Consider the following 20,743-nt stretch of genomic DNA (forward strand, 5'->3'; position numbering starts at 1 on the left):
AATGGCTTCTTTCGCACAGGCCGCGAAATCACTCCTTCTAAAGGAATTCGTCGGCGCTTTCTTCCTCTCCATGCGTCAGTTCTTCGCGCCAAAGGCGACATTGAACTACCCGCATGAAAAGGGTCCTATTTCTCCACGTTTTCGTGGCGAACATGCGCTGCGCCGTTATCCCAACGGCGAAGAACGTTGCATTGCCTGCAAGCTCTGCGAAGCGATCTGCCCGGCGCAGGCTATCACCATTGAAGCGGGTCCCCGCCGCAATGACGGTACGCGCCGCACGGTGCGTTACGACATCGATATGGTGAAGTGCATCTATTGCGGTTTCTGTCAGGAAGCTTGCCCGGTTGATGCAATCGTTGAAGGTCCGAACTTTGAGTTCGCGACCGAAACCCGCGAAGAGCTCTACTATGACAAGGACAAGCTCCTTGCCAATGGCGATCGCTGGGAACGCGAAATTGCGCGCAACATCGCTATTGATGCGCCATATCGCTGATTGGTTTTGCTGAAACCTCTGTTTCGGCATCCGGTTTGAAAAAGCGGCAACAAGAGGGGGCAACCTCGCTTGTTGTCTGAATTTAAGTTTCGCGATTTTTCGCGACAAACAAAGACTAAAGCGGGCAAAGCAATAGGGCTTTGTCCACGGAAAGGTGTTGGGGGATCCCCATGCTGACAGGTATTGCGGCAGCGTTCTTCTATCTGTTCGCCTTTATCATGATCGCTAGCGCGTTCATGGTAATTGCGGCACGCAACCCCGTGCATTCGGTGCTGTTTCTGATCCTCGCTTTCTTCAATGCGGCGGCACTATTCTTGCTGACGGGGGCCGAGTTCCTCGCCATGATCCTGCTTGTCGTTTATGTCGGCGCTGTGGCGGTTCTCTTCCTCTTCGTCGTCATGATGTTGGATGTCGATTTCTCCGAGTTGAAGCGTGGTGCGCTGCAGTATGCGCCAATCGGTGCTCTCGTCGGTCTGATCCTGCTGGGCGAACTGATCGTTGTGTTCGCGGGTTCGATGTTCACTCCCAAGCTGGGGCAGGGCTCGGTTCCGATCCCTGATCTCGCAGAACGTACCAACACTGCCGCACTCGGTGACATTCTTTACACCGACTACGTTTTCAACTTCCAGATTGCCGGATTGGTCCTTCTCGTTGCCATGATCGGTGCGATCGTTCTGACGCTGCGGCACAAGCCGAATGTAAAGCGCCAGTCGATCCCGGTTCAGGTTGCTCGTACGCCTGAAACGGCGATCGAGATCAAGAAGGTCGAAACGGGCAAAGGCATCTGAGGATAAGAATATGGAAATCGGTATTTCTCATTATCTGACCGTTTCAGCCATCCTGTTCACACTTGGCGTTTTCGGTATCTTTTTAAACCGTAAGAACGTCATCGTTATCCTGATGTCTGTCGAATTGATCCTCCTCTCGGTCAATCTCAACTTCGTGGCGTTTTCTTCTGTTCTCGGCGATATGGTCGGGCAGGTTTTCGCGCTCTTCGTTCTGACTGTTGCAGCTGCAGAAGCGGCTATCGGTCTGGCAATTCTCGTTGTTTTCTTCCGTAATCGCGGTTCTATCGCGGTGGAAGACGTCAATGTTATGAAAGGTTGACGGGCAAATGCTCTACTACGCGATCGTCTTCCTTCCGCTTATTGGCTTTCTTGTTGCCGGAATTTTTGGCAACCAGATGGGCGCTAAAGCGAGTGAATACCTCACTTCCGGCCTGATGGTGATCGTCGCGATCCTGTCTTGGGTCGTGTTTTTCAAAATTCCGCTCGGCCACGAGGCCGAAACCATCCGTATCCCTGTGCTTCATTGGGTTACGTCCGGTTCGCTGTCGTTCGACTGGGCTCTGCGCGTTGATACGCTGACCGGCGTTATGCTCGTCGTGATCAACTCGGTGTCTGCACTGGTGCATATCTATTCGATCGGATACATGCACCACGATCCGCACCGTCCGCGCTTCTTTGCTTATCTGTCGCTTTTCACCTTCGCCATGCTCATGCTGGTCACGTCGGACAATCTGATTCAGATGTTCTTCGGCTGGGAAGGTGTGGGTCTGGCATCTTATCTCCTGATCGGTTTCTGGTTCCAGAAGCCTTCGGCAAATGCCGCTGCTATGAAGGCTTTTGTTGTCAACCGCGTTGGTGACTTTGGCTTCCTGCTCGGTATCTTCGGTCTGTTCGCGCTGTTCCAGTCGGTTGATTACAATACGATCTTTGCGGCTGCTGCGAATTATCTGCCTGCTGAAGGTGCTGCCGATACCGGTGCAGTTGTTCTCAACTTCCTCGGCTATGAGCTGCACAAGGAAACAGCGCTGACAGTTGTCTGTCTGCTGCTCTTCATGGGTGCTATGGGTAAATCTGCGCAGTTCCTGCTGCACACCTGGCTTCCTGACGCGATGGAAGGCCCGACACCTGTTTCGGCGCTTATTCACGCGGCAACGATGGTGACCGCGGGTGTGTTCATGGTTGCACGCCTGTCACCGGTCTTTGAATATTCGCACACCGCATTGTTGATCGTGACGATTATCGGCGCAACGACAGCATTCTTTGCTGCAACTGTTGCTCTGGTTCAGAACGACATTAAGCGCGTTATCGCTTATTCAACCTGTTCGCAGCTTGGTTACATGTTTGCGGCTCTTGGTGTCGGCGCTTATGGCGCTGCTGTATTCCACCTCTTCACACATGCGTTCTTCAAGGCACTTCTGTTCCTTTGCGCCGGTTCGGTTATCCACGCCGTGTCGGACGAGCAGGACATGCGTCGCATGGGTGGTCTGCGCAAGCTGATCCCAATCACCTATTGGATGATGATGATCGGTACTGTTGCGATTACGGGTCTGGGCGTTCCAGGAACGATCATCGGTACGGCCGGCTTCTTCTCGAAGGACGCTATTATCGAGTCGGTCTTTGCATCGCACAGCCTTGCATCAGGTTACGCCTTCACGCTTCTGGTGGTCGCAGCTCTCTTCACGAGCTTCTATTCCTGGCGTCTGATTTTCATGACTTTCTACGGCAAGCCACGCGCTTCCGCTGAAGTCATGCATCATGTTCATGAATCGCCGCCAGTGATGCTCGTTCCGTTGTTGCTTCTTGCTGTTGGCGCGCTGCTTGCTGGTTTCGTGTTCAAGGAATATTTCTTCGGTCACGAATATGCAGAGTTCTGGAAGGGTGCGATCTACACCGCTCCGGGCAACGAAATCCTGGAACATTATCACCATGTTCCGCTGTGGGTTAAGCTGTCGCCGTTCATCGCAATGCTGATCGGTCTGGTTACGGCCTGGGTGTTCTACATCCGCGCGCCACATATCCCGAAGGCACTCGCAGAGCGTCATCGCGGTCTGTACCAGTTCCTTCTCAACAAGTGGTACTTCGACGAACTTTACGACTACATCTTCGTCCGTCCTGCACGTTGGCTCGGCCGCTTCTTCTGGAAGGTCGGCGATGGCAAGATTATTGACGGATACGGTCCCAACGGTGTCGCCGCGCGCGTTCTTGATGTTACAGGTCGCGTTGTGAAGATGCAGTCGGGTTACCTTTATCACTACGCATTCGCGATGCTTATCGGCGTCGCCGCGCTCGTCACCTGGATGATGCTCGGGAGCTCTCTCTGATGACCGATTGGCCAATTCTTTCTACGGTCACATTTCTGCCGCTCGTCGGCGCCTTGTTGATCCTTCTCATCAAGGATGACAGCGAAGCCTCGCGTCGCAACATCAAGAATGTTGCGCTGCTGACTACGGTTTTCGTTTTCATTCTCTCTCTGGTTATCTGGGCTGGGTTTGATAATTCAAATCCGGGCTTCCAGATGGTCGAACAGGTTGACTGGCTCGGTGGTGGCATTTCCTACCACATGGGCGTTGACGGCATTTCGATGCTCTTCGTCGTGCTGACTGCTTTCCTCATGCCTTTCTGCGTGCTGGCGAGCTGGGTCTCCATCGACAAGCGTGTCAAGGAATACATGATCGCGTTCCTAATTCTGGAAACGCTCATGATCGGCGTGTTCTGCGCGCTGGATCTGTTCCTGTTTTATGTCTTCTTTGAAGCAAGCCTTATCCCGATGTTCATTATCATCGGCGTCTGGGGCGGCAAGCGCCGCGTTTATGCAAGCTTCAAGTTCTTCCTCTATACGCTGCTCGGCTCGGTGCTGATGCTGATCGCGATCATGGCAATGTACTGGCAGGCCGGTACGCTAAATATCGTTGAACTGCTCAAGTACGACTTCCCGGCAGGCATGCAAACGTGGCTATGGCTGGCATTCTTCGCGTCGTTCGCCGTCAAGATGCCAATGTGGCCGGTTCATACCTGGTTGCCGGATGCGCACGTTGAAGCACCTACGGCAGGCTCGGTCATTCTGGCCGGTATCCTTCTGAAGCTTGGCGGCTATGGCTTCCTGCGTTTCTCGCTGCCTATGTTCCCGCTGGCATCGGCCGATTTTGCACCGTTCGTCTTTGCACTCTCTGCAATTGCTATCGTCTACACCTCGCTCGTGGCTTTGGTGCAGGAAGATATCAAGAAGCTGATTGCTTATTCGTCGGTCGCACACATGGGCTATGTGACCATGGGTATCTTCGCAGCCAATGAGCAGGGCGTGCAGGGTGCAATCTTCCAGATGCTCTCGCATGGTATCGTTTCGGGCGCGCTCTTCCTTTGCGTCGGCGTGATCTATGATCGTATGCATACCCGTGAGATTTCGGCTTTTGGCGGTCTCGTCAACAACATGCCGAAATATGCCGTTGCCTTCCTCATCTTGACGATGGCGAATGTCGGTCTTCCGGGTACGTCAGGCTTTATCGGTGAGTTCCTCACGCTGTTCGGTGTCTTCCGCGTCAATACGTGGGTGGCTCTGTTCGCAACATCAGGTGTGATCCTGTCGGCAGCCTACGCGCTGTGGCTCTATCGCAACGTGGTGTTTGGTGCGCTGACTAAGGAAAGCCTCAAGGGCCTTCTCGATCTCAGCCCGCGTGAAAAGCTGATCCTTTATCCGCTTGTGATCCTCACCATTTTCTTCGGTGTGTATCCGGTGCCGGTCTTCGATGCGACCGCAAGCGCCGTGCATGCACTGGTTAATCATTACGACGCAGCGCTGGCGAATGCCGCTAGCGCTACGCTGGCGCAGTAGTAAAGGCAAAGGCCCGATGCAAACCGACCTGATTGCTTCCCTGTCTCTCGCAGCTCCCGAGGTTCTCCTCGCGCTGAGCGGGCTGGCATTGCTTATGATCGGCGTGTTCTCCGGAGAGCGCGCCTCCACACTCGTCAATGGGCTTGCTGTCGCCGTTCTGATTGCTGCACTGGCTCTTGTCGTTATCTTCCCGCACAACGGTATCGCTTTTGGCGGTAGCTTTGTGAACGATGGTTTTGCACGTTTCATGAAGGCGCTGACATTGATCGGCTCCATTGTGACGCTCGTCATGTCCGTTGGCTTTGCGCGTGAAGAGAAGTTCGACAAATTCGAGTTCCCTGTGCTGATCGTCCTTGCGACACTCGGCATGCTCATCATGGTGTCGGCATCCAACATGCTGACACTCTATATGGGTCTCGAACTGCAGTCTCTTGCACTTTATGTGCTCGCAGCCTTCAATCGTGACAGCGTTCGTTCGACAGAAGCCGGCCTGAAATACTTCGTTCTCGGCGCGCTTTCTTCGGGCATGCTGCTTTACGGCATCAGCCTTGTTTATGGCTACACCGGACATATCGGCTTTGCTGAAATCGCAAGCTCAATTTCCGGTGGCGAGCGTCAGCTCGGCCTGGTCTTCGGCCTCGTGTTTATTCTGGCAGGCCTTTGCTTCAAGATTTCCGCCGTTCCGTTCCATATGTGGACGCCCGACGTCTATGAAGGTTCTCCAACACCTGTAACTGCGTTCTTTGCAGCCGCTCCTAAAATGGCTGCAATGGCTCTGATCGTTCGTGTGGTTGAAGGCGCTTTTGCTCCTGTTACCCATGACTGGCAGCAGGTTATCACTTTCGTTGCTATCGCTTCGATGGTGCTGGGTGCCTTTGCTGCAATCGGCCAGCGCAATATCAAGCGCCTGATGGCTTACTCGTCGATCAGCCACATGGGCTATGCGCTCGTTGGTCTGGCAGCCGGTACGGTTATTGGTGTTCGTGGCGTTGCGCTTTACATGCTGATCTACCTCGTCATGACACTCGGCAGCTTTGCCTTCATCCTGTCCATGCGGACAAAAGAAGGCAATGTCGAACAGATTGAAGATCTGGCAGGTCTGTCGCGTACCAATCCGGTGATGGCAACCATCATGACCATGTTGCTTTTCTCGCTTGCTGGTATCCCGCCGCTCGCTGGCTTCTTCGGTAAGTGGTACACCTTCATGGCAGCAGTTGAAGTAGGCCTTTACCCGCTTGCGATCATCGGTATTGTCGCTTCGGTTGTTGGTGCGTTCTACTACCTGCGCATGATCAAGATCATGTGGTTTGATGAGCCGGTTACGACATTCGTTCCTCCGGCAATCGAGCTTCGCTTGGTATTGCTTGCTTCTGGCGCGTTCGTTCTGTTCTACGGACTGATCGGCGGCTGGCTCAGCGGTCTGGCTGAAACGGCAGCAAAGACGTTCTTCTGAGCATGATAACGAATAAGGCCGCAGGTGATGGCATGGGATTCACGCTGGCACCTGCGGCTTTAGCAGACGGTTATCGACTGGAGTTTTTTCCAGTCATCGGTTCTACAAATGCAGAGGCGCTTGCCCGGGCGAATGCCGGTGATGCCGGGCGCCTCTGGTTCGTTTCTCCCAAGCAGGAGAGCGGACGCGGACGACGCGGTCGCACATGGACTGCGCCCGAAGGCAATCTCGCAGCAACGCTGCTTCTGGTTGATCGTTTTGATCCCAAGATTGCTGCTACTTTAGGTTTCGTGGCAGGTTTGGCTCTGGCTGATGCAGTGGATGCAGTTCTTCCACCAGCAGTAGCGAACCGCGTGAACGTCGCACTCAAATGGCCGAATGATGTTCTCGTTGATGGCGCTAAACTTTCCGGCATTCTCCTTGAATCGACATTGCTGCCAGAGGGCCGTTTTGGTCTGGCTGTTGGTATGGGGACAAACGTTGTCGCCGCTCCGGATGGCTTGCCTTACGCTGCGACTTCCATCAACGGATTGGGCGGCAATGCCGATGCTGCAATGTTGTTTTTGGCGCTGTCCGACGCGTGGTGTCATTATTATCGGATTTGGGATGACGGGCGTGGCCTCAACACCATCCGCGAGCTATGGCTTAAACGGGCACATGGGCTCGGTCAGGCAGTGGTCATGCAGTTGAATGGTCGCATTGTCGAAGGTGTTTTTGAAACTATCGATTCGGATTGTCGCCTTGTCATTCGCGAAGATGACGGTACACGTGTTCCTGTGACGGCTGGTGATGTCTATTTTGGTACAGCTGCATCTGTCAGACCCGTTTTCTGATTGAATATTTGTGCACAATTGATCTCTGTGCGCGGTGTTCCGGGCTTGCAAACTTTCGGTAGCGGGTTCAACAGGGACATAATCAGCGTGTGCTGTTGAAAATTTGGAACTGGCTTTTCCGACATTGACAGGCGCATGAACGAAAACTTAGAGCGCATTCTCCGAAAAGTGCTAGACACTCTTGCAACAGGATATGCGTTAAATCAAAAAGTTAGAGCGTGAAGCTGAATCTATTCGGCAAGTGAGCGCTCTCAATCATGAGTTAGAACAGGGAGGCATAATGCCCCGCTCACCATCGACCCAATTTGTCTTCCTGCCCCTCGGCGGTGTCGGCGAAATCGGCATGAACCTGGCTATGTATGGCTTTGGTCCGGAAGACAATCGTGAATGGATCGTGGTCGACATGGGCGTAAGCTTTGCCGGACCGGAACATCCCGGCGCGGATTTGATCCTGCCGGATATCCGTTTTCTTGAGGCCGAGAAGAACAATCTCCGCGGCATTATCATTACTCACGCACATGAAGACCACTACGGCGCATTGCTCGATCTTTGGCCTCGCTTGAAAGCGCCGGTCTATGCGACGCCATTTACTGCGGGTCTTCTTGAAGCAAAACGCCAGTCAGAATTTGGTGCTCCTGAAATTCCGGTCACGATCTTCAAGGCTGGTGAAACTTTTGAAGTCGGTCCCTTCAAGCTTGAAGCAATTGCGGTTACGCACTCGATTCCTGAACCTGTTTCGCTTGCGATCACCACGCCGCTGGGCACGGTTGTTCATACGGGCGACTGGAAGATGGACCCCGATCCTTCGATGGGCCCGCTCATTGATGAAGCAAGGTTTCGCGCGCTTGGTGATCAGGGTGTTCTGGCACTTATCTGCGATTCCACGAATGCGATGCGTGAAGGTGAATCTCCTTCGGAGCGTCAGGTCGGCGATAGCCTGCGTGAGCTGATCGAGAATGCACGCGGTCGCGTGGCTGTTACAACCTTCTCATCCAATGTCGGTCGTATCCGCTCCATTACGGAAGCTGCACGCGATGCCGGACGGCAGGTGCTGGTGGTTGGTCGCTCGATGAAGCGTACGATCGCCGTGGCAACCGAGCTGGGCTATATGGAAGGCTTGCCGGAGTTCCTCAGCGAAGATGATTACGGCTATATTCCGCGTGAAAATGTCGTGGTTATCCTGACGGGCAGTCAGGGCGAGCCGCGTGCAGCACTTGCCAAACTTGCCCGCGATGAAATGCGCAGTATCGCGTTGTCGGCTGGTGACACGGTGATTTTCTCGTCGCGTCCTATTCCGGGCAACGAAAAAGCTATTCTCGATATTAAGAACAAGCTGATTGATCAGGGTATCAAGCTGATCAGCGATGGTGACGCGCTCGTGCATGTGTCGGGCCATCCGCGCCGCAGTGAACTCAAGCGTATGTATTCATGGGTGCGGCCGAGAATTCTCGTGCCAGTGCATGGGGAGGCAGCACATCTGGTTGCTCAGGGATCGCTGGGTGCAATGGAAGGCATCGAAGAGATTGCCCAGGTCCGCGATGGCGATATGCTCCGTCTTGCGCCCGGTAAAGCTGAAATCATCGATGAAGCGCCGGTTGGCCGTATCTACAAGGACGGTAAGCTGATCGGTGACGAAGACGAGATTGGCATGGTTGAGCGTCGTAAGCTCGCTTTTGTCGGTCATGTCGCTGTTTCGGTGCTGCTTGACCGTGATTTCAAGATTATGGACGAACCCGATCTGGTGGCTTTCGGCTTGCCGGAAGAAGACGCGCAGGGCGACCTGATGGAAGAAATCCTGCTTGATGCCGCAATTGAGGCCATCGACAGCATTCCGCGCGCACGTCGTAAGGATCTTGAAGTGGTACGTGAATCGGTTCGACGTGCTGTTCGTGCTGCGACAAATGAGGCATGGGGCAAAAAGCCGGTAGTGACGGTGTTTATCAACCGGATAAAGTGATTCAACCATCGGGAGGAGGAACACTGATGCTTGAACGCCTGAACCATGTCGCTATCGCGGTTCCGGATATAAAGACTGCTGCCGCAATTTACAGCGGACAGTTGGGCGCGCAGGTAACTGCGCCTCAAGCCCTGCCTGAGCATGGTGTAACGGTGGTTTTTATCGATGTTGGCAATACCAAGATCGAGTTGCTTGAGCCATTGGGCGAGGGGTCGCCCATCGCAGCTTTTCTCGAAAAGAACCCATCAGGCGGCATGCATCACCTCTGCTATGAGGTTTCGGATATCATTGCTGCCCGGGACCACCTCAAAGCTGAAGGCGCACGCATCCTCGGGAATGGTGAGCCGAAGATCGGTGCACATGGCAAACCCGTTCTGTTTTTGCACCCCAAAGACTTCAATGGGACACTGATCGAACTGGAGGAGGTATAATCATGTCCTGGGTTTCAGGGATTGCGATTTATTTTGTCATCTGGTGGACGACGCTTTTTGCGCTTTTACCCGTCGGCCTGCGCACACAAGCAGAAGAAAACGACGTCACGCTGGGTACGGTTGCAAGCGCTCCTGCCAAGCCACGCATAGGGCTCGCATTTCTGCGAACAACCTTTGTGGCTACGGCAATCTTCTGCCTTTACTATTACATGACACAGGTTCAGGGTTTCGGCCTTGATGATATTCCGCACTTCTTTCCTGATTTGAAGTAAAAACGTTTGCTCTATTTCGCGGAATTCAGAGCTCCATAGAGGTATATGCCTAAAAATTAGGCACTCATGTTGTGTAGTGCAATGTGGGGTTTTCACCCATCAATATTCCGTGAATCTAAAACTCATTATTTCAGCATAACTATTTGAATAGATAGAAAATTAGAGAGACGACGCGCTCCATCTTTGCTGTGATTTATCACGACGGAGACGGGGGCTCATTTCGTTTTTGCTCACGAGTTGTGAGTGCTGATCGTCGTTGGAAAAAAGCCAGTAACATCAATGCTTCTCACGGCGAGGTATCACGGTTTCGATAGGAAATCAGTTTCGCGGGTTGCCAACGAATGCGTTGAACCATCATCCGTGAAATAGTAAATAAAAACAGCCAGATAGAGCCATTCTGTTGACTGAGTTTTATTCAAATCTGTTTTGAAGCAAAAAAAAAGCAAGGCTTGCGCCTTGCTAGTCGAATACGCGTTCGACCCGTTTCCATTTTACTGGCGGCGGCGTAATATCGCGCCTGGATCCATCCTCCCAAGACTTTGACCGCGTGAGACAACGGTTCTATTCCGTTGATAGGCTTGTTGATGAAAAAAATAGCGGACTGCACAGCTTTTGTCACCAAAAATCTTTCAAGACGTCATATTTCCTTCGCATTTTTTTCCGTTTTAATATGTCAGATACATAATACATTGAAAATTAAAGTGAATCCCTAAGTAGTCTTCAGATGACTCTTTTAACAAGATCGTCATTGATGGTTGTGGACGGAAAAAATGCTGCTCAGTAAAGCGAGTAGGGGCGGGTTTTCAACAGCGGCATAACCCGATATGAAACCGGCAAGTTTGCTTAATTTCTGCCTGATTCTACACACACTCAGTTGATACTCAGGCAATCTCTCTCTTGATCGGTGGTCACGATGCGTCTGTCGCAGTATTTTATGCCCATTCTGAAAGAAAACCCAAAGGAGGCAGAAATTGTCTCCCACAGGTTGATGCTGCGTGCTGGTATGATCCGTCAGCAGTCGGCAGGCATTTATTCTTGGCTGCCGCTTGGTCTTAAGGTCCTGAACAAGGTCTGCGCCATCATTCGCGAAGAGCAGAACCGTGCAGGTGCCAACGAAATTCTGATGCCGACGATCCAGTCCGCTGATCTGTGGCGCGAAAGCGGTCGTTACGATGCATACGGCAAAGAAATGCTGCGCATTCAGGACCGTCAGGAGCGCGAGATGCTCTTCGGTCCGACCAATGAGGAAATGGTTACGGATATTTTCCGTTCCTATGTGCGCTCCTACAAGGATCTGCCGCTCAACCTCTATCACATCCAGTGGAAATTCCGCGATGAAGTGCGCCCACGTTTCGGCGTAATGCGCTCGCGCGAGTTCCTGATGAAAGACGCTTATTCGTTCGACCTCGACTACGAGGGCGCGAAAATGGCTTACTACCGCATGTTTGTTTCCTATTTGCGCACATTCGCACGCGTTGGCCTGCAGGCGATCCCGATGCGTGCCGATACGGGGCCTATCGGTGGTGATCTTTCTCACGAATTCATCATTCTCGCGGAAACCGGCGAAAGTCAGGTTTATTGCGATAAGGCCTATCTCGATCTGGCTGTGCCGGGTGCAGACACTGATTTCCGCGACGATGCCCAGCTAACGGATATCGTTACGCGCTGGACAACGCCTTATGCGGCCACTGATGAAATGCACGACGAAGCAGAATGGTCTGCGGTGAAAGCCGACGATCAGGTTTCCGCTCGCGGCATCGAAGTTGGTCACATCTTCCATTTTGGCACCAAGTATTCCGAGCCAATGGGTGCGAAGGTACAGGGACCTGATGGCAAGGAGCACTTCGTATCGATGGGCTCTTATGGTATTGGCCCATCGCGTCTGGTTGCTGCTGCAATTGAAGCCTCTCATGATGAAGCAGGCATTATCTGGCCTAAGGCGATCGCGCCGTTCGGCGTTGGCATTGTCAACATGAAGCCGGGCGATGAAGGTTGTGATAGCGTGAGCGAAAAGCTCTATGAAGCCTTCACCAATGCGGGCATAGATCCGCTGCTCGATGACACGGACAACCGTGCGGGTTCCAAATTCGCGGCTCTCGACCTGATCGGTCTGCCTTATCAGGTGATCGTCGGTCCACGTGGCGTTGCTGCGGGTGAAGTCGAAGTCAAGGATCGCAAGACGGGTGAGCGTCAGAACCTCACTGTTGAAGCGGCAATCAACCTGTTGACGGCTTAAACATGAGCAACGCGGCGGCAGCAAAATCTGACGGCAAGCAGAAGGCATCCAGCAAGGCGCCTTCTTCTGGTCCGTTCTCAGCCTTTGAGCGGATGATCGCATGGCGCTATTTGCGAGCGCGCCGCCGCGAGACGTTTATTTCGGTCATTGCCGGGTTTTCTTTCACCGGCATCATGCTTGGCGTTGCCACGCTCATCATCGTCATGGCGGTGATGAATGGGTTCCGGGCGGAGCTTTTGACTCGCATTCTGGGTATCAATGGCCACCTCATCATGCAGCCGATTGATCGGCCTCTTGATGATTATGCGAGCCTTATCCAGCGCATTGATGGTATCAAGGGCGTGCAGTTTGCAATTCCTGTAGTCGAGGGGCAGGCTCTCGTTCAGGGTAACATCGGTGCTGGAACGGGCGCTTTGGTGCGGGGGCTTCGTGAAGAGGACCTCGATAAGCTCAAGCTCGTTTCTACGAATGTGAAGCAAGGCACCCTCGCGGGTTTCGATCAGAGCGGCGGCGTGGCAATTGGCACCCGTATGGCTGAAAATCTGGGTCTTTCCATCGGCGATTCACTGCGCGTTATCTCGCCTGATGGTGATGTGACGCCTTTTGGCGTCAATCCACGCGTCAAAGCCTATCCGATTGTTGCGATATTCGAGATTGGTATGTCCGAGTATGACGCGTCCATTGTGATGATGCCGCTTTCAGAGGCGCAGCTTTTCTTCAATCAGGAAGGAAAGGTGCAGTCGCTGGAGATATTCGTCGATAATCCCGACAAAGTGGACGCAATGCGCGCGCCTGTCGAGGAAGTGGCTGCCCGCCAGATTTCCCTCGTCGATTGGCGCCAGCGCAATCAGACTTTCTTCTCGGCTCTACAGGTCGAACGCAATGTCATGTTCATGATCCTGACTTTGATCGTCCTTGTTGCCGCGCTCAATATTATTTCCGGCCTTATCATGCTGGTAAAGGATAAAGGGCGAGATATCGCGATCCTTAGAACCATGGGGGCAACGCGTGGCGCTGTCATGCGCATATTCCTGATGACGGGCGCTGCTATCGGTGTGACGGGCACGCTTGCAGGTGTCGTTCTGGGTGTTGTGGTATGCCTTAATGTCGAGCGTCTGCGCGAGTTCTTTTCTTGGCTTTCGGGAACAACATTGTTCAATCCCGAACTTTATTTCCTGAGTACACTTCCAGCAAAAATGGACGTCGGCGAGACTGTTTCCGTTATTGCGATGGCTTTGATCCTTTCTTTTATTGCCACCATCTTGCCGGCCTGGCGTGCTGCCAAACTCGATCCGGTCGAAGCACTGAGGTATGAATAATGGCGGCTGAAATCATTCTGCGTCTGGAAAATGTCAGCCGGGCTTATAAGGAAGTTGATCGCGAACTGGTTATCCTGAAGGATGCGAGTTTTACGTTGCGGCGCGGTGAGATGGTTGCACTCGTTGCGCCATCGGGTGCGGGTAAGTCGACTTTGCTCCATACAGCCGGTCTGCTGGAACGCCCTGACAGTGGTGACGTTTTTCTGGATGGTCGCTCGTGCAGCGCGCTATCTGAAGACGAACGTACGGCTATCCGTCGCAATGACGTTGGCTTTGTTTATCAGTTCCATCATCTGTTGCCGGAATTTTCGGCGCTTGAAAATGTGATGATGCCACAGATGATCCGTGGCTTGCCGCAGAAGGCGGCATCGGCACGTGCACAGCAGCTGCTCGATTACATGAAGATTGGAAAGCGTGCTTCCCATCGCCCGTCAGAACTCTCTGGTGGTGAGCAGCAGCGCGTTGCGATTGCTCGTGCGGTTGCCAATGCGCCACTGGTATTGCTGGCTGATGAACCGACAGGTAATCTGGATCCGACGACATCATCTTATGTTTTCGGCGCGCTGGAGGCGCTTGTACGTCAGTCTGGGCTCGCCGCTCTGATCGCGACACATAATCACGAACTGGCACGTCGCATGGACCGTCGTGTGACGCTTCGCGAAGGCAAGGTCGTCGACGTCTGATTCAACATACAGCAAGGCGTGATGCGCAAAGAGCCTCTGCCTTGCTCCGACCTGAGTGAAACGACGGTCGATAAGATTGTACTCTAAATAAAAAGAGTTAGAGCGTCGATTTGATTCAATCAAATCGAAACACGCTTTAAGGTGCTCAAATTCCGTTCACGTTTCGTTTGTTCAACGCCGGTGGCTGTGCTGCCGGCGATTGCACGTTTATTTTTCATAAACCTTAAATACATGCACCTAAAGGAAGGGGTGTTGACATCAGAACAAAAATGGAACAAAAACTAAACATACGTGAACAAAGAGGAGTTATCTCAATGACCGATCTCGTCTACGACGTTTTGTCTTTCGTCTCCGTCAGCCTGTTCGTTGCCACTTTCGCCATCTGGGTAAGTGTAATCTGATAACATGATGGGTTCTTCTGTGAACCCGGTTGATTGTAACGATTGTCGCTCTGGACATCGTTACCGTATTCCCTGAAACTGGCGCAGTGGGCGATAAGAGTCGCCTATAGCTGTGCATCAGTCTCAACGAGATGTGCACGGACGACGCTGAAACATGATTTAGCTATCATGTTGTTGCAGTGTTCAGAGCATTTCCTGCAAAACCGCGCGAGCCTTTTGCGTAGGATTATGCGTTGAAATGTGAGAAGAGCACATCTGCAAAGATCGGGGAATTCGTATGAGTGATACAGCAAGCATTGGCGCGGGCGAGGGCAAGTCGTCACCTCGTTTCGTTCATCTGCGGGTACATTCAGCCTATTCCTTGCTCGAAGGCGCGCTGCCTGTTGGCAAGGTCATCAAACAGGCGATTGCCGATGATGCACCGGCCATCGCGATAACTGACACCAACAATCTTTTTGGTGCATTGGAATTTGCGCAGAAAGCATCGAAAGATGGTTTGCAGCCAATCATTGGTTGCCAGCTGGATATTGGTTTCGGTGACCACAACGATAATAGCCGCAGTGCCAATCGTCGGTTGGTACTTGATCTGGCACCTATCGTTCTGCTCGCTTCGACCGAAGAGGGCTATGCCAATATTGTACGGCTCGTCAGTCGTGCCTTCCTTGATACTCCGTCAGGTGATCCTGTTCATATTGATGCAAGCTGGCTGTCCGGCTTGTCCGACGACATCATTGTGCTTTCGGGTGGACAACTCGGACCAATTGGACGGGCGTTTGCCGCAGATCGCCCCGACCGCGCGGAAACGCGTCTGGCGATTTTGAAAGAAACTTTTGGCAATCGGCTATATGTCGAACTGCAGCGTCAATCGGGTTATGATCGTGCGCTTGAAGCGAAAACAGTCGAACTTGCCTATGCGATGGATTTGCCGCTTGTGGCAACCAATGAGGCATTCTTCCTCAAGGCAGAGGATTTTGAGGCGCATGATGCGCTGCTCGCCATTGCTGAGGGACAAATCATTTCCAACGATGATCGTCGCCGTCTGACGCCCGATCATCATCTCAAAAGCCGCGCAGAAATGGCGGCTCTGTTTGCAGACCTTCCGGAAGCTCTCGAAAACACGATTGAAATTGCCGAGCGTTGCAGCTGGTTCACGCAGACACGCCAACCTATTTTGCCGCGCTTTACCGGTGAGTCCGATGATCCGGAAGCAGGTATCGAGGCTGAAGCGGAAGAGCTGGCCCGACAGGCACGTGATGGCCTGAAGATGCGGTTGGAAACTGCCGGTCTTGCTGAGGGATATACGGAAGAACAATATGCCGAACGTCTCGATTACGAGATTGGCATTATCTCCCGTATGAAATTCCCGGGTTACTTTTTGATCGTTGCCGACTTTATCAAATGGGCGAAGTCGCACGGAATACCGGTAGGACCGGGCCGTGGTTCCGGTGCTGGTTCTCTGGTTGCATATGCGTTGACCATTACCGACGTCGATCCGTTGCGTTTCTCGCTACTGTTTGAGCGCTTCCTCAATCCTGACCGCGTATCGATGCCGGATTTCGATATCGACTTTTGTCAGGAGCGCCGTGAAGAAGTCATTCGCTATGTGCAGGAGAAGTATGGGCGCGATCAGGTCGCACAGATCATAACCTTCGGAACGCTTCAGGCGCGAGCTGTGCTGCGCGACGTGGGCCGTGTTCTCGAAATGCCTTACGGGCAGGTGGATCGGCTTTGTAAGCTCGTGCCGCAAAATCCGGCCAATCCGGTTTCACTCGCACAGGCCATTGAGACAGAACCGAAGATCAATGAGGAGCGCGAGAAAGAACCTGTCGTGGGTCGCCTTCTCGATATGGCGCTTAAGCTTGAGGGGCTGTATCGCCACGCTTCCACACACGCCGCCGGTATCGTAATTGGTGATCGCCCGCTTTCCGAACTCGTACCGATGTATCGCGATCCGCGTTCGGACATGCCCGTTACGCAGTTCAACATGAAGTGGGTTGAGCAGGCCGGGCTGGTCAAGTTCGACTTTCTTGGCCTGAAAACGCTCACGGTATTGGAAACTGCAGTCAAACTCGTTGCGCGCAAGGGCATCGAGATCGATCTTACGCGTCTGCCGTTTGACGATGCGCCGACCTATGAAATGCTGTCGCGTGGCGAAACTGTTGGCGTGTTTCAGGTTGAAAGTGCGGGCATGCGTAAGGCGCTGCTCGGTATGCGCCCTGACCGGATTGAGGATATTATTGCACTTGTGGCGCTTTATCGTCCGGGTCCGATGGAGAATATCCCGACCTATAATGCGCGCAAAAATGGTGAGGAGGAAATCGCCTCCATTCACCCCAAAATTGATGGCCTGATCAAGGAAACGCAAGGCGTTATCGTTTATCAGGAACAGGTGATGCAGATCGCGCAGGTGCTGTCGGGCTACTCGCTCGGTGAAGCTGATCTTCTGCGTCGCGCGATGGGTAAGAAGATCCGTCAGGAGATGGACAAGCAGCGCGTTCGTTTCGTTGATGGTGCGATTGAAGGCGGTGTCGACAAGGCGCAGGCGAATATGATCTTCGACCTGTTGGCTAAGTTCGCCGACTATGGCTTCAACAAGTCTCACGCCGCAGCTTATGCGATCGTGTCCTACCAGACCGCCTATATGAAGGCGCATTATCCGGTCGAATTTCTTGCTGCGTCGATGACCTACGATATGTCCAACGCAGACAAGCTCAACGATTTCCGCCGCGAGGCCAATCGTCTGGGTATTGATGTGGTGACACCTTCCGTCATGACCTCCTTCCGCCCGTTTGAAGTTGGCGAGAGAAAGATTTTCTATTCGCTGGCGGCGATCAAGGGCGTTGGCGAAGCGGCTGTGGACCACATCGTTAATGTGCGGGCCGAGAAGCCGTTTGAAAGCCTTGAAGATTTCTGCGAGCGCATTGATCCGAAAATCGTCAATCGACGCGTGACAGAAAGCCTGATCAATGCTGGAGCGCTCGATTGCTTTGGGCGCGACCGTGCTGCAATGAGCGCTGGCATGGATCGCATTATGGGCTTTGCGCAGCGCACGCAGGAAAATGCGGCCAGCGGCCAGTCGGATATTTTCGGCCTTTCGGGAGTACCAAAGGAACAATTGATCTTGCCACAGGCAGCTCCCTGGTTGCCGTCAGAAAAATTGCACCGTGAATTTCAGGCAGTGGGTTTTTATCTGTCCGCTCATCCGCTGGACGAATATCGTCAGGTTCTCGACCGGATGCGTGTTCAGAGCTGGGCCGATTTCTCGGCGGCTGTGAAGCGCGGTGCCAATGCCGGGCGTCTGGCCGGTACCGTGACGACACGTCAGGAACGCAAGACGCGCACCGGCAACAAGATGGGTATTGTGCAGCTATCTGATGCCAGCGGTCAGTTTGAAGCCGTGCTCTTCTCTGAGGGGCTCGCGCAGTATCGCGATCTTCTGGAAAGCGGTCGATCGGTGGTGATCACGGTAGCTGCGGAAAACCGTCCAGAGGGTATTGGCCTGCGCATCCAGACAGTACAATCGCTGGAGGATGAGGCTTGCCGGATGCAGAAGGCGCTCCGGCTTTATCTGCGTTCTGCTGAAGCGGTGAAACACATCGTGCCACATTTCAATACGCGCGGCGACGGTCAGGTAAGCCTTATCGTGATAAAGGAAGAAGGGCAGCGCGAAGTTGAGATCGAACTTCCGCACCGCTATCGTGTGAGCCCACAGATCGCCAGTGCTATGAAGGCAATTCCCGGAGTCGTGGAAGTCGAGCTGATTTAGAGCACTCCCGAAAAGCGGGAACCGGCTTTCGGAAAATATGTGCGTAAAAACAAAAAAATAGAGAATTTCTGTTGATTCAACTTAATCAAGAAATGCTCCAGAGCTCCGTTCTTATTAAATTTGCTCAGCGCTTTAAATAAGAAGTCGGCCAATTATCCTTGACCGACTTTTCTTCATGCAGATGCATTCAGGTTCAATGCTTTGCGAACCTCCGGTGCAACTTTGGTGCCGAACAACTCTATCGATTTCATTGTATGTTTATGAGACAGATTGCCCAGGGCTGTCTGCAGCAAGAAACGATCATGTTTGAAATAGCTGTGCTGGCTTAGGATCTTGTCGATCACCTGCTGTGGGCTACCGACGAGCAATGAGCCACGTGGCTGGCACATGGCGTCAAACTGTTCTCTTGTGGTTGGTGGCCAGTTGCGCTCGCGCCCCAACTTGCTCATCACATAGGAATAAGAGCCATAAAACTCATCGCCAGCTTGTTGAGAGTTTTCAGCAATATAGCCGTGCGAGTTGATTCCAACTTTGAGCGTTTCAGGCGCATGACCGGCCTTGATACCAGCCTCGCGATAGAAATCGGTCAGCTGTGAAAAGCGTTCCGGGTATCCGCCAATAATGGCAATAGCCAATGGTAAGCCAAGAAGCGCCGCACGACCCACAGAGGCAGGCGTACCCCCAACCGCGAGCCATACTGGCAGCGAACCTGGCAAGGCACGCGGATAGACACCGCGTCCATCGATTGCAGCACGTGTGGTCCCAGTCCAGTTAACGCGTTCATTTTCCCGGATAGTGAGAAGAAGATCGAGTTTTTCTGCAAAAAGCGTGTCGTAATCGTCGAGATTATACCCGAATAACGGGAAGGATTCGATAAACGACCCGCGTCCGGCCATGATTTCAGCCCGACCATTGGAGATGAGATCGAGCGTCGAAAATTGCTGATAAACGCGCACAGGATCGTCGGACGAAAGCACTGTGACGGCACTGGTCAGCTTGATGTTTTTGGTGCGCGATGCGGCTGCCGCTAACACGATAGGCGGCGCAGAAACGGCATAGTCTGGACGATGATGCTCACCCACGCCAAACACATCGAGCCCGACCTGATCGGCGAGCTCAATTTCTTCAATAAGGTTGTTGAGCCGTTGTTGAGGCAAAAGGGGGCGATTGGTTTCGGGATCGGGCCCGATATCGCCGAATGTATAAATACCGAGTTCCATGGCGTTCCATCAATCTGTTGGCGGTTGCAACCTAGTTAAGATGCTTCATGCTGCTTGTTAAGAACGCACTCAAAGGTGATTGGGTTACTTCGAGGAAACTGGCGGTTGCCTGCCCGATACTGGAACATGATCGGACAGGAGTGGAACGATGCTGGATAAAATATAGGTAAAAACAGTTAGATAGAGCGGTTCCAATAATTTAATCTGAACTGGAACCGCTCTGAATGAACTTAGTATGCTGCGGTGAAACGCTTGCGAATATGCCTGGCTTGTTCCGCTTCATCTACGATTGCGACGGCCAGATCTTCGACCGAGATTTTGCTTTCGCCCTTGTCGTCAAACACAGGCTCGTCGGCACCAAGACGATATTTGCCCGTACGTTCGCCGGGCTGAAGAATGATTGCAGGAGAAACGAAGGTCCAATCCAGATCCTTTTCATCGCGCAACTCATTCAATGCCTGGCGTGCGCCAAGCGCGCCTTCTTTCCATTCCGCCGGAAATTCAGGCGAATCCACAAGCTGCTGGCCATTGATCTCAAGGCTACCTGCGCCGCCAACCGCGATCAGACGCTTAACGCCCGCCTTTTTGGCAGCTTCATTGATGGAACGGCTGCCGTTGATGTGGTTCTCGCGAATATTGGCGTCTGCCCAGCCGGGATTGAACGCAGAAATGATAATGTCGCTGCCTGCAATCTGCTTTGCGAGCGCATCAGTGTCGAACACATCCGTCTTCACAGCAGTCACATTATCGAGTTTCGCAACCTTATCCGTATTGCGGACAAGAGCGGTTACGCTATGGCCGCGCGATGCGGCTTCCTTGAGGACGGCAGCGCCAACAAACCCAGTAGCGCCGATCAGTGCGATTTTAGCCATGATATTTTCCTTTCAGTTCCAACTTCAGAAGTGATATTTAATAATCAGGTTCTTTATGGTAACTAGGTAGCCGATACGCAAAGCCTTGTGAAGAACGCACTTTTTCATGATCAGGGTACATGGAAGTAACTGCGTCGACGACAAGTGCGCTCATTTGAGAATGAAACTTTGCAAGCTTGCCCAAGGAGAC

Annotated in this window: 16 protein-coding genes; 14 read left to right on the top strand and 2 right to left on the bottom strand. The window is 52.9% G+C overall.

The annotated features are described in order from the left end of the window. Position 1 precedes the first annotated feature (1 nt). From nuoI to dnaE, 14 genes are all read left to right on the top strand, one after another. Complete coding sequence (gene nuoI, locus CEV32_RS10105) at positions 2–493, top strand: NADH-quinone oxidoreductase subunit NuoI (protein ID WP_094576849.1); 492 nt, start codon at positions 2–4, stop codon at positions 491–493. 170 nt (positions 494–663) lie between these two features. After that, positions 664–1,281 (top strand): NADH-quinone oxidoreductase subunit J, encoded by a 618-nt coding sequence (locus CEV32_RS10110; RefSeq protein WP_094576852.1) that lies wholly within the window; start codon positions 664–666, stop codon positions 1,279–1,281. Positions 1,282–1,291: 10 nt separating this feature from the next. After that, positions 1,292–1,600: an NADH-quinone oxidoreductase subunit NuoK gene (nuoK, locus tag CEV32_RS10115; RefSeq protein ID WP_007874552.1), complete on the top strand. Its 309-nt coding sequence runs from the start codon at positions 1,292–1,294 to the stop codon at positions 1,598–1,600. Positions 1,601–1,607: 7 nt separating this feature from the next. Further along, positions 1,608–3,602, top strand: coding sequence for an NADH-quinone oxidoreductase subunit L (gene nuoL / locus CEV32_RS10120; RefSeq protein WP_094576856.1), 1,995 nt, complete (start codon positions 1,608–1,610; stop codon positions 3,600–3,602). Then, positions 3,602–5,110 (top strand): NADH-quinone oxidoreductase subunit M, encoded by a 1,509-nt coding sequence (locus CEV32_RS10125; RefSeq protein WP_094576859.1) that lies wholly within the window; start codon positions 3,602–3,604, stop codon positions 5,108–5,110. The genes nuoL and CEV32_RS10125 overlap by 1 nt, the downstream gene beginning before the upstream one ends. A gap of 16 nt (positions 5,111–5,126) precedes the next feature. After that, positions 5,127–6,563: an NADH-quinone oxidoreductase subunit NuoN gene (nuoN, locus tag CEV32_RS10130; RefSeq protein WP_094576862.1), complete on the top strand. Its 1,437-nt coding sequence runs from the start codon at positions 5,127–5,129 to the stop codon at positions 6,561–6,563. A gap of 32 nt (positions 6,564–6,595) precedes the next feature. After that, positions 6,596–7,396, top strand: coding sequence for a biotin--[acetyl-CoA-carboxylase] ligase (locus tag CEV32_RS10135; protein WP_094577460.1), 801 nt, complete (start codon positions 6,596–6,598; stop codon positions 7,394–7,396). Between the two features lie 280 nt (positions 7,397–7,676). Next, complete coding sequence (locus CEV32_RS10140; protein ID WP_094576865.1) at positions 7,677–9,353, top strand: ribonuclease J; 1,677 nt, start codon at positions 7,677–7,679, stop codon at positions 9,351–9,353. A gap of 26 nt (positions 9,354–9,379) precedes the next feature. Further along, positions 9,380–9,784, top strand: coding sequence for a methylmalonyl-CoA epimerase (gene mce, locus CEV32_RS10145; RefSeq protein WP_094576869.1), 405 nt, complete (start codon positions 9,380–9,382; stop codon positions 9,782–9,784). Between the two features lie 2 nt (positions 9,785–9,786). After that, the gene (locus CEV32_RS10150; RefSeq protein WP_094576874.1) at positions 9,787–10,056 is read left to right on the top strand and encodes a DUF1467 family protein; all 270 of its coding nucleotides are present in this window, start codon (positions 9,787–9,789) and stop codon (positions 10,054–10,056) included. Positions 10,057–10,969: 913 nt separating this feature from the next. Then, positions 10,970–12,292 (top strand): proline--tRNA ligase, encoded by a 1,323-nt coding sequence (gene proS, locus CEV32_RS10155; protein ID WP_094576879.1) that lies wholly within the window; start codon positions 10,970–10,972, stop codon positions 12,290–12,292. A gap of 2 nt (positions 12,293–12,294) precedes the next feature. Continuing rightward, on the top strand, positions 12,295–13,611 hold the full coding sequence (locus tag CEV32_RS10160; protein ID WP_094576882.1) for a lipoprotein-releasing ABC transporter permease subunit: 1,317 nt from the start codon (positions 12,295–12,297) through the stop codon (positions 13,609–13,611). Next, positions 13,611–14,294, top strand: coding sequence for an ABC transporter ATP-binding protein (locus tag CEV32_RS10165; RefSeq protein WP_094576886.1), 684 nt, complete (start codon positions 13,611–13,613; stop codon positions 14,292–14,294). The genes CEV32_RS10160 and CEV32_RS10165 overlap by 1 nt, the downstream gene beginning before the upstream one ends. Before the next feature lie 678 nt (positions 14,295–14,972). Then, complete coding sequence (dnaE, locus tag CEV32_RS10170) at positions 14,973–18,461, top strand: DNA polymerase III subunit alpha (protein ID WP_094576892.1); 3,489 nt, start codon at positions 14,973–14,975, stop codon at positions 18,459–18,461. 173 nt (positions 18,462–18,634) lie between these two features. Here dnaE and CEV32_RS10175 read toward each other — a convergent pair whose 3' ends face one another. Next, positions 18,635–19,681, bottom strand: coding sequence for an LLM class flavin-dependent oxidoreductase (locus CEV32_RS10175; RefSeq protein WP_094576896.1), 1,047 nt, complete (start codon positions 19,679–19,681; stop codon positions 18,635–18,637). Positions 19,682–19,911: 230 nt separating this feature from the next. Next, entirely contained in the window at positions 19,912–20,553 is a 642-nt protein-coding gene (locus CEV32_RS10180) for an NAD(P)-dependent oxidoreductase (protein WP_094576899.1), read from the bottom strand. Positions 20,554–20,743: the final 190 nt, after the last annotated feature.

Source organism: Brucella rhizosphaerae (assembly GCF_002252475.1).
Taxonomy (GTDB): Bacteria; Pseudomonadota; Alphaproteobacteria; order Rhizobiales; family Rhizobiaceae; genus Brucella; species Brucella rhizosphaerae.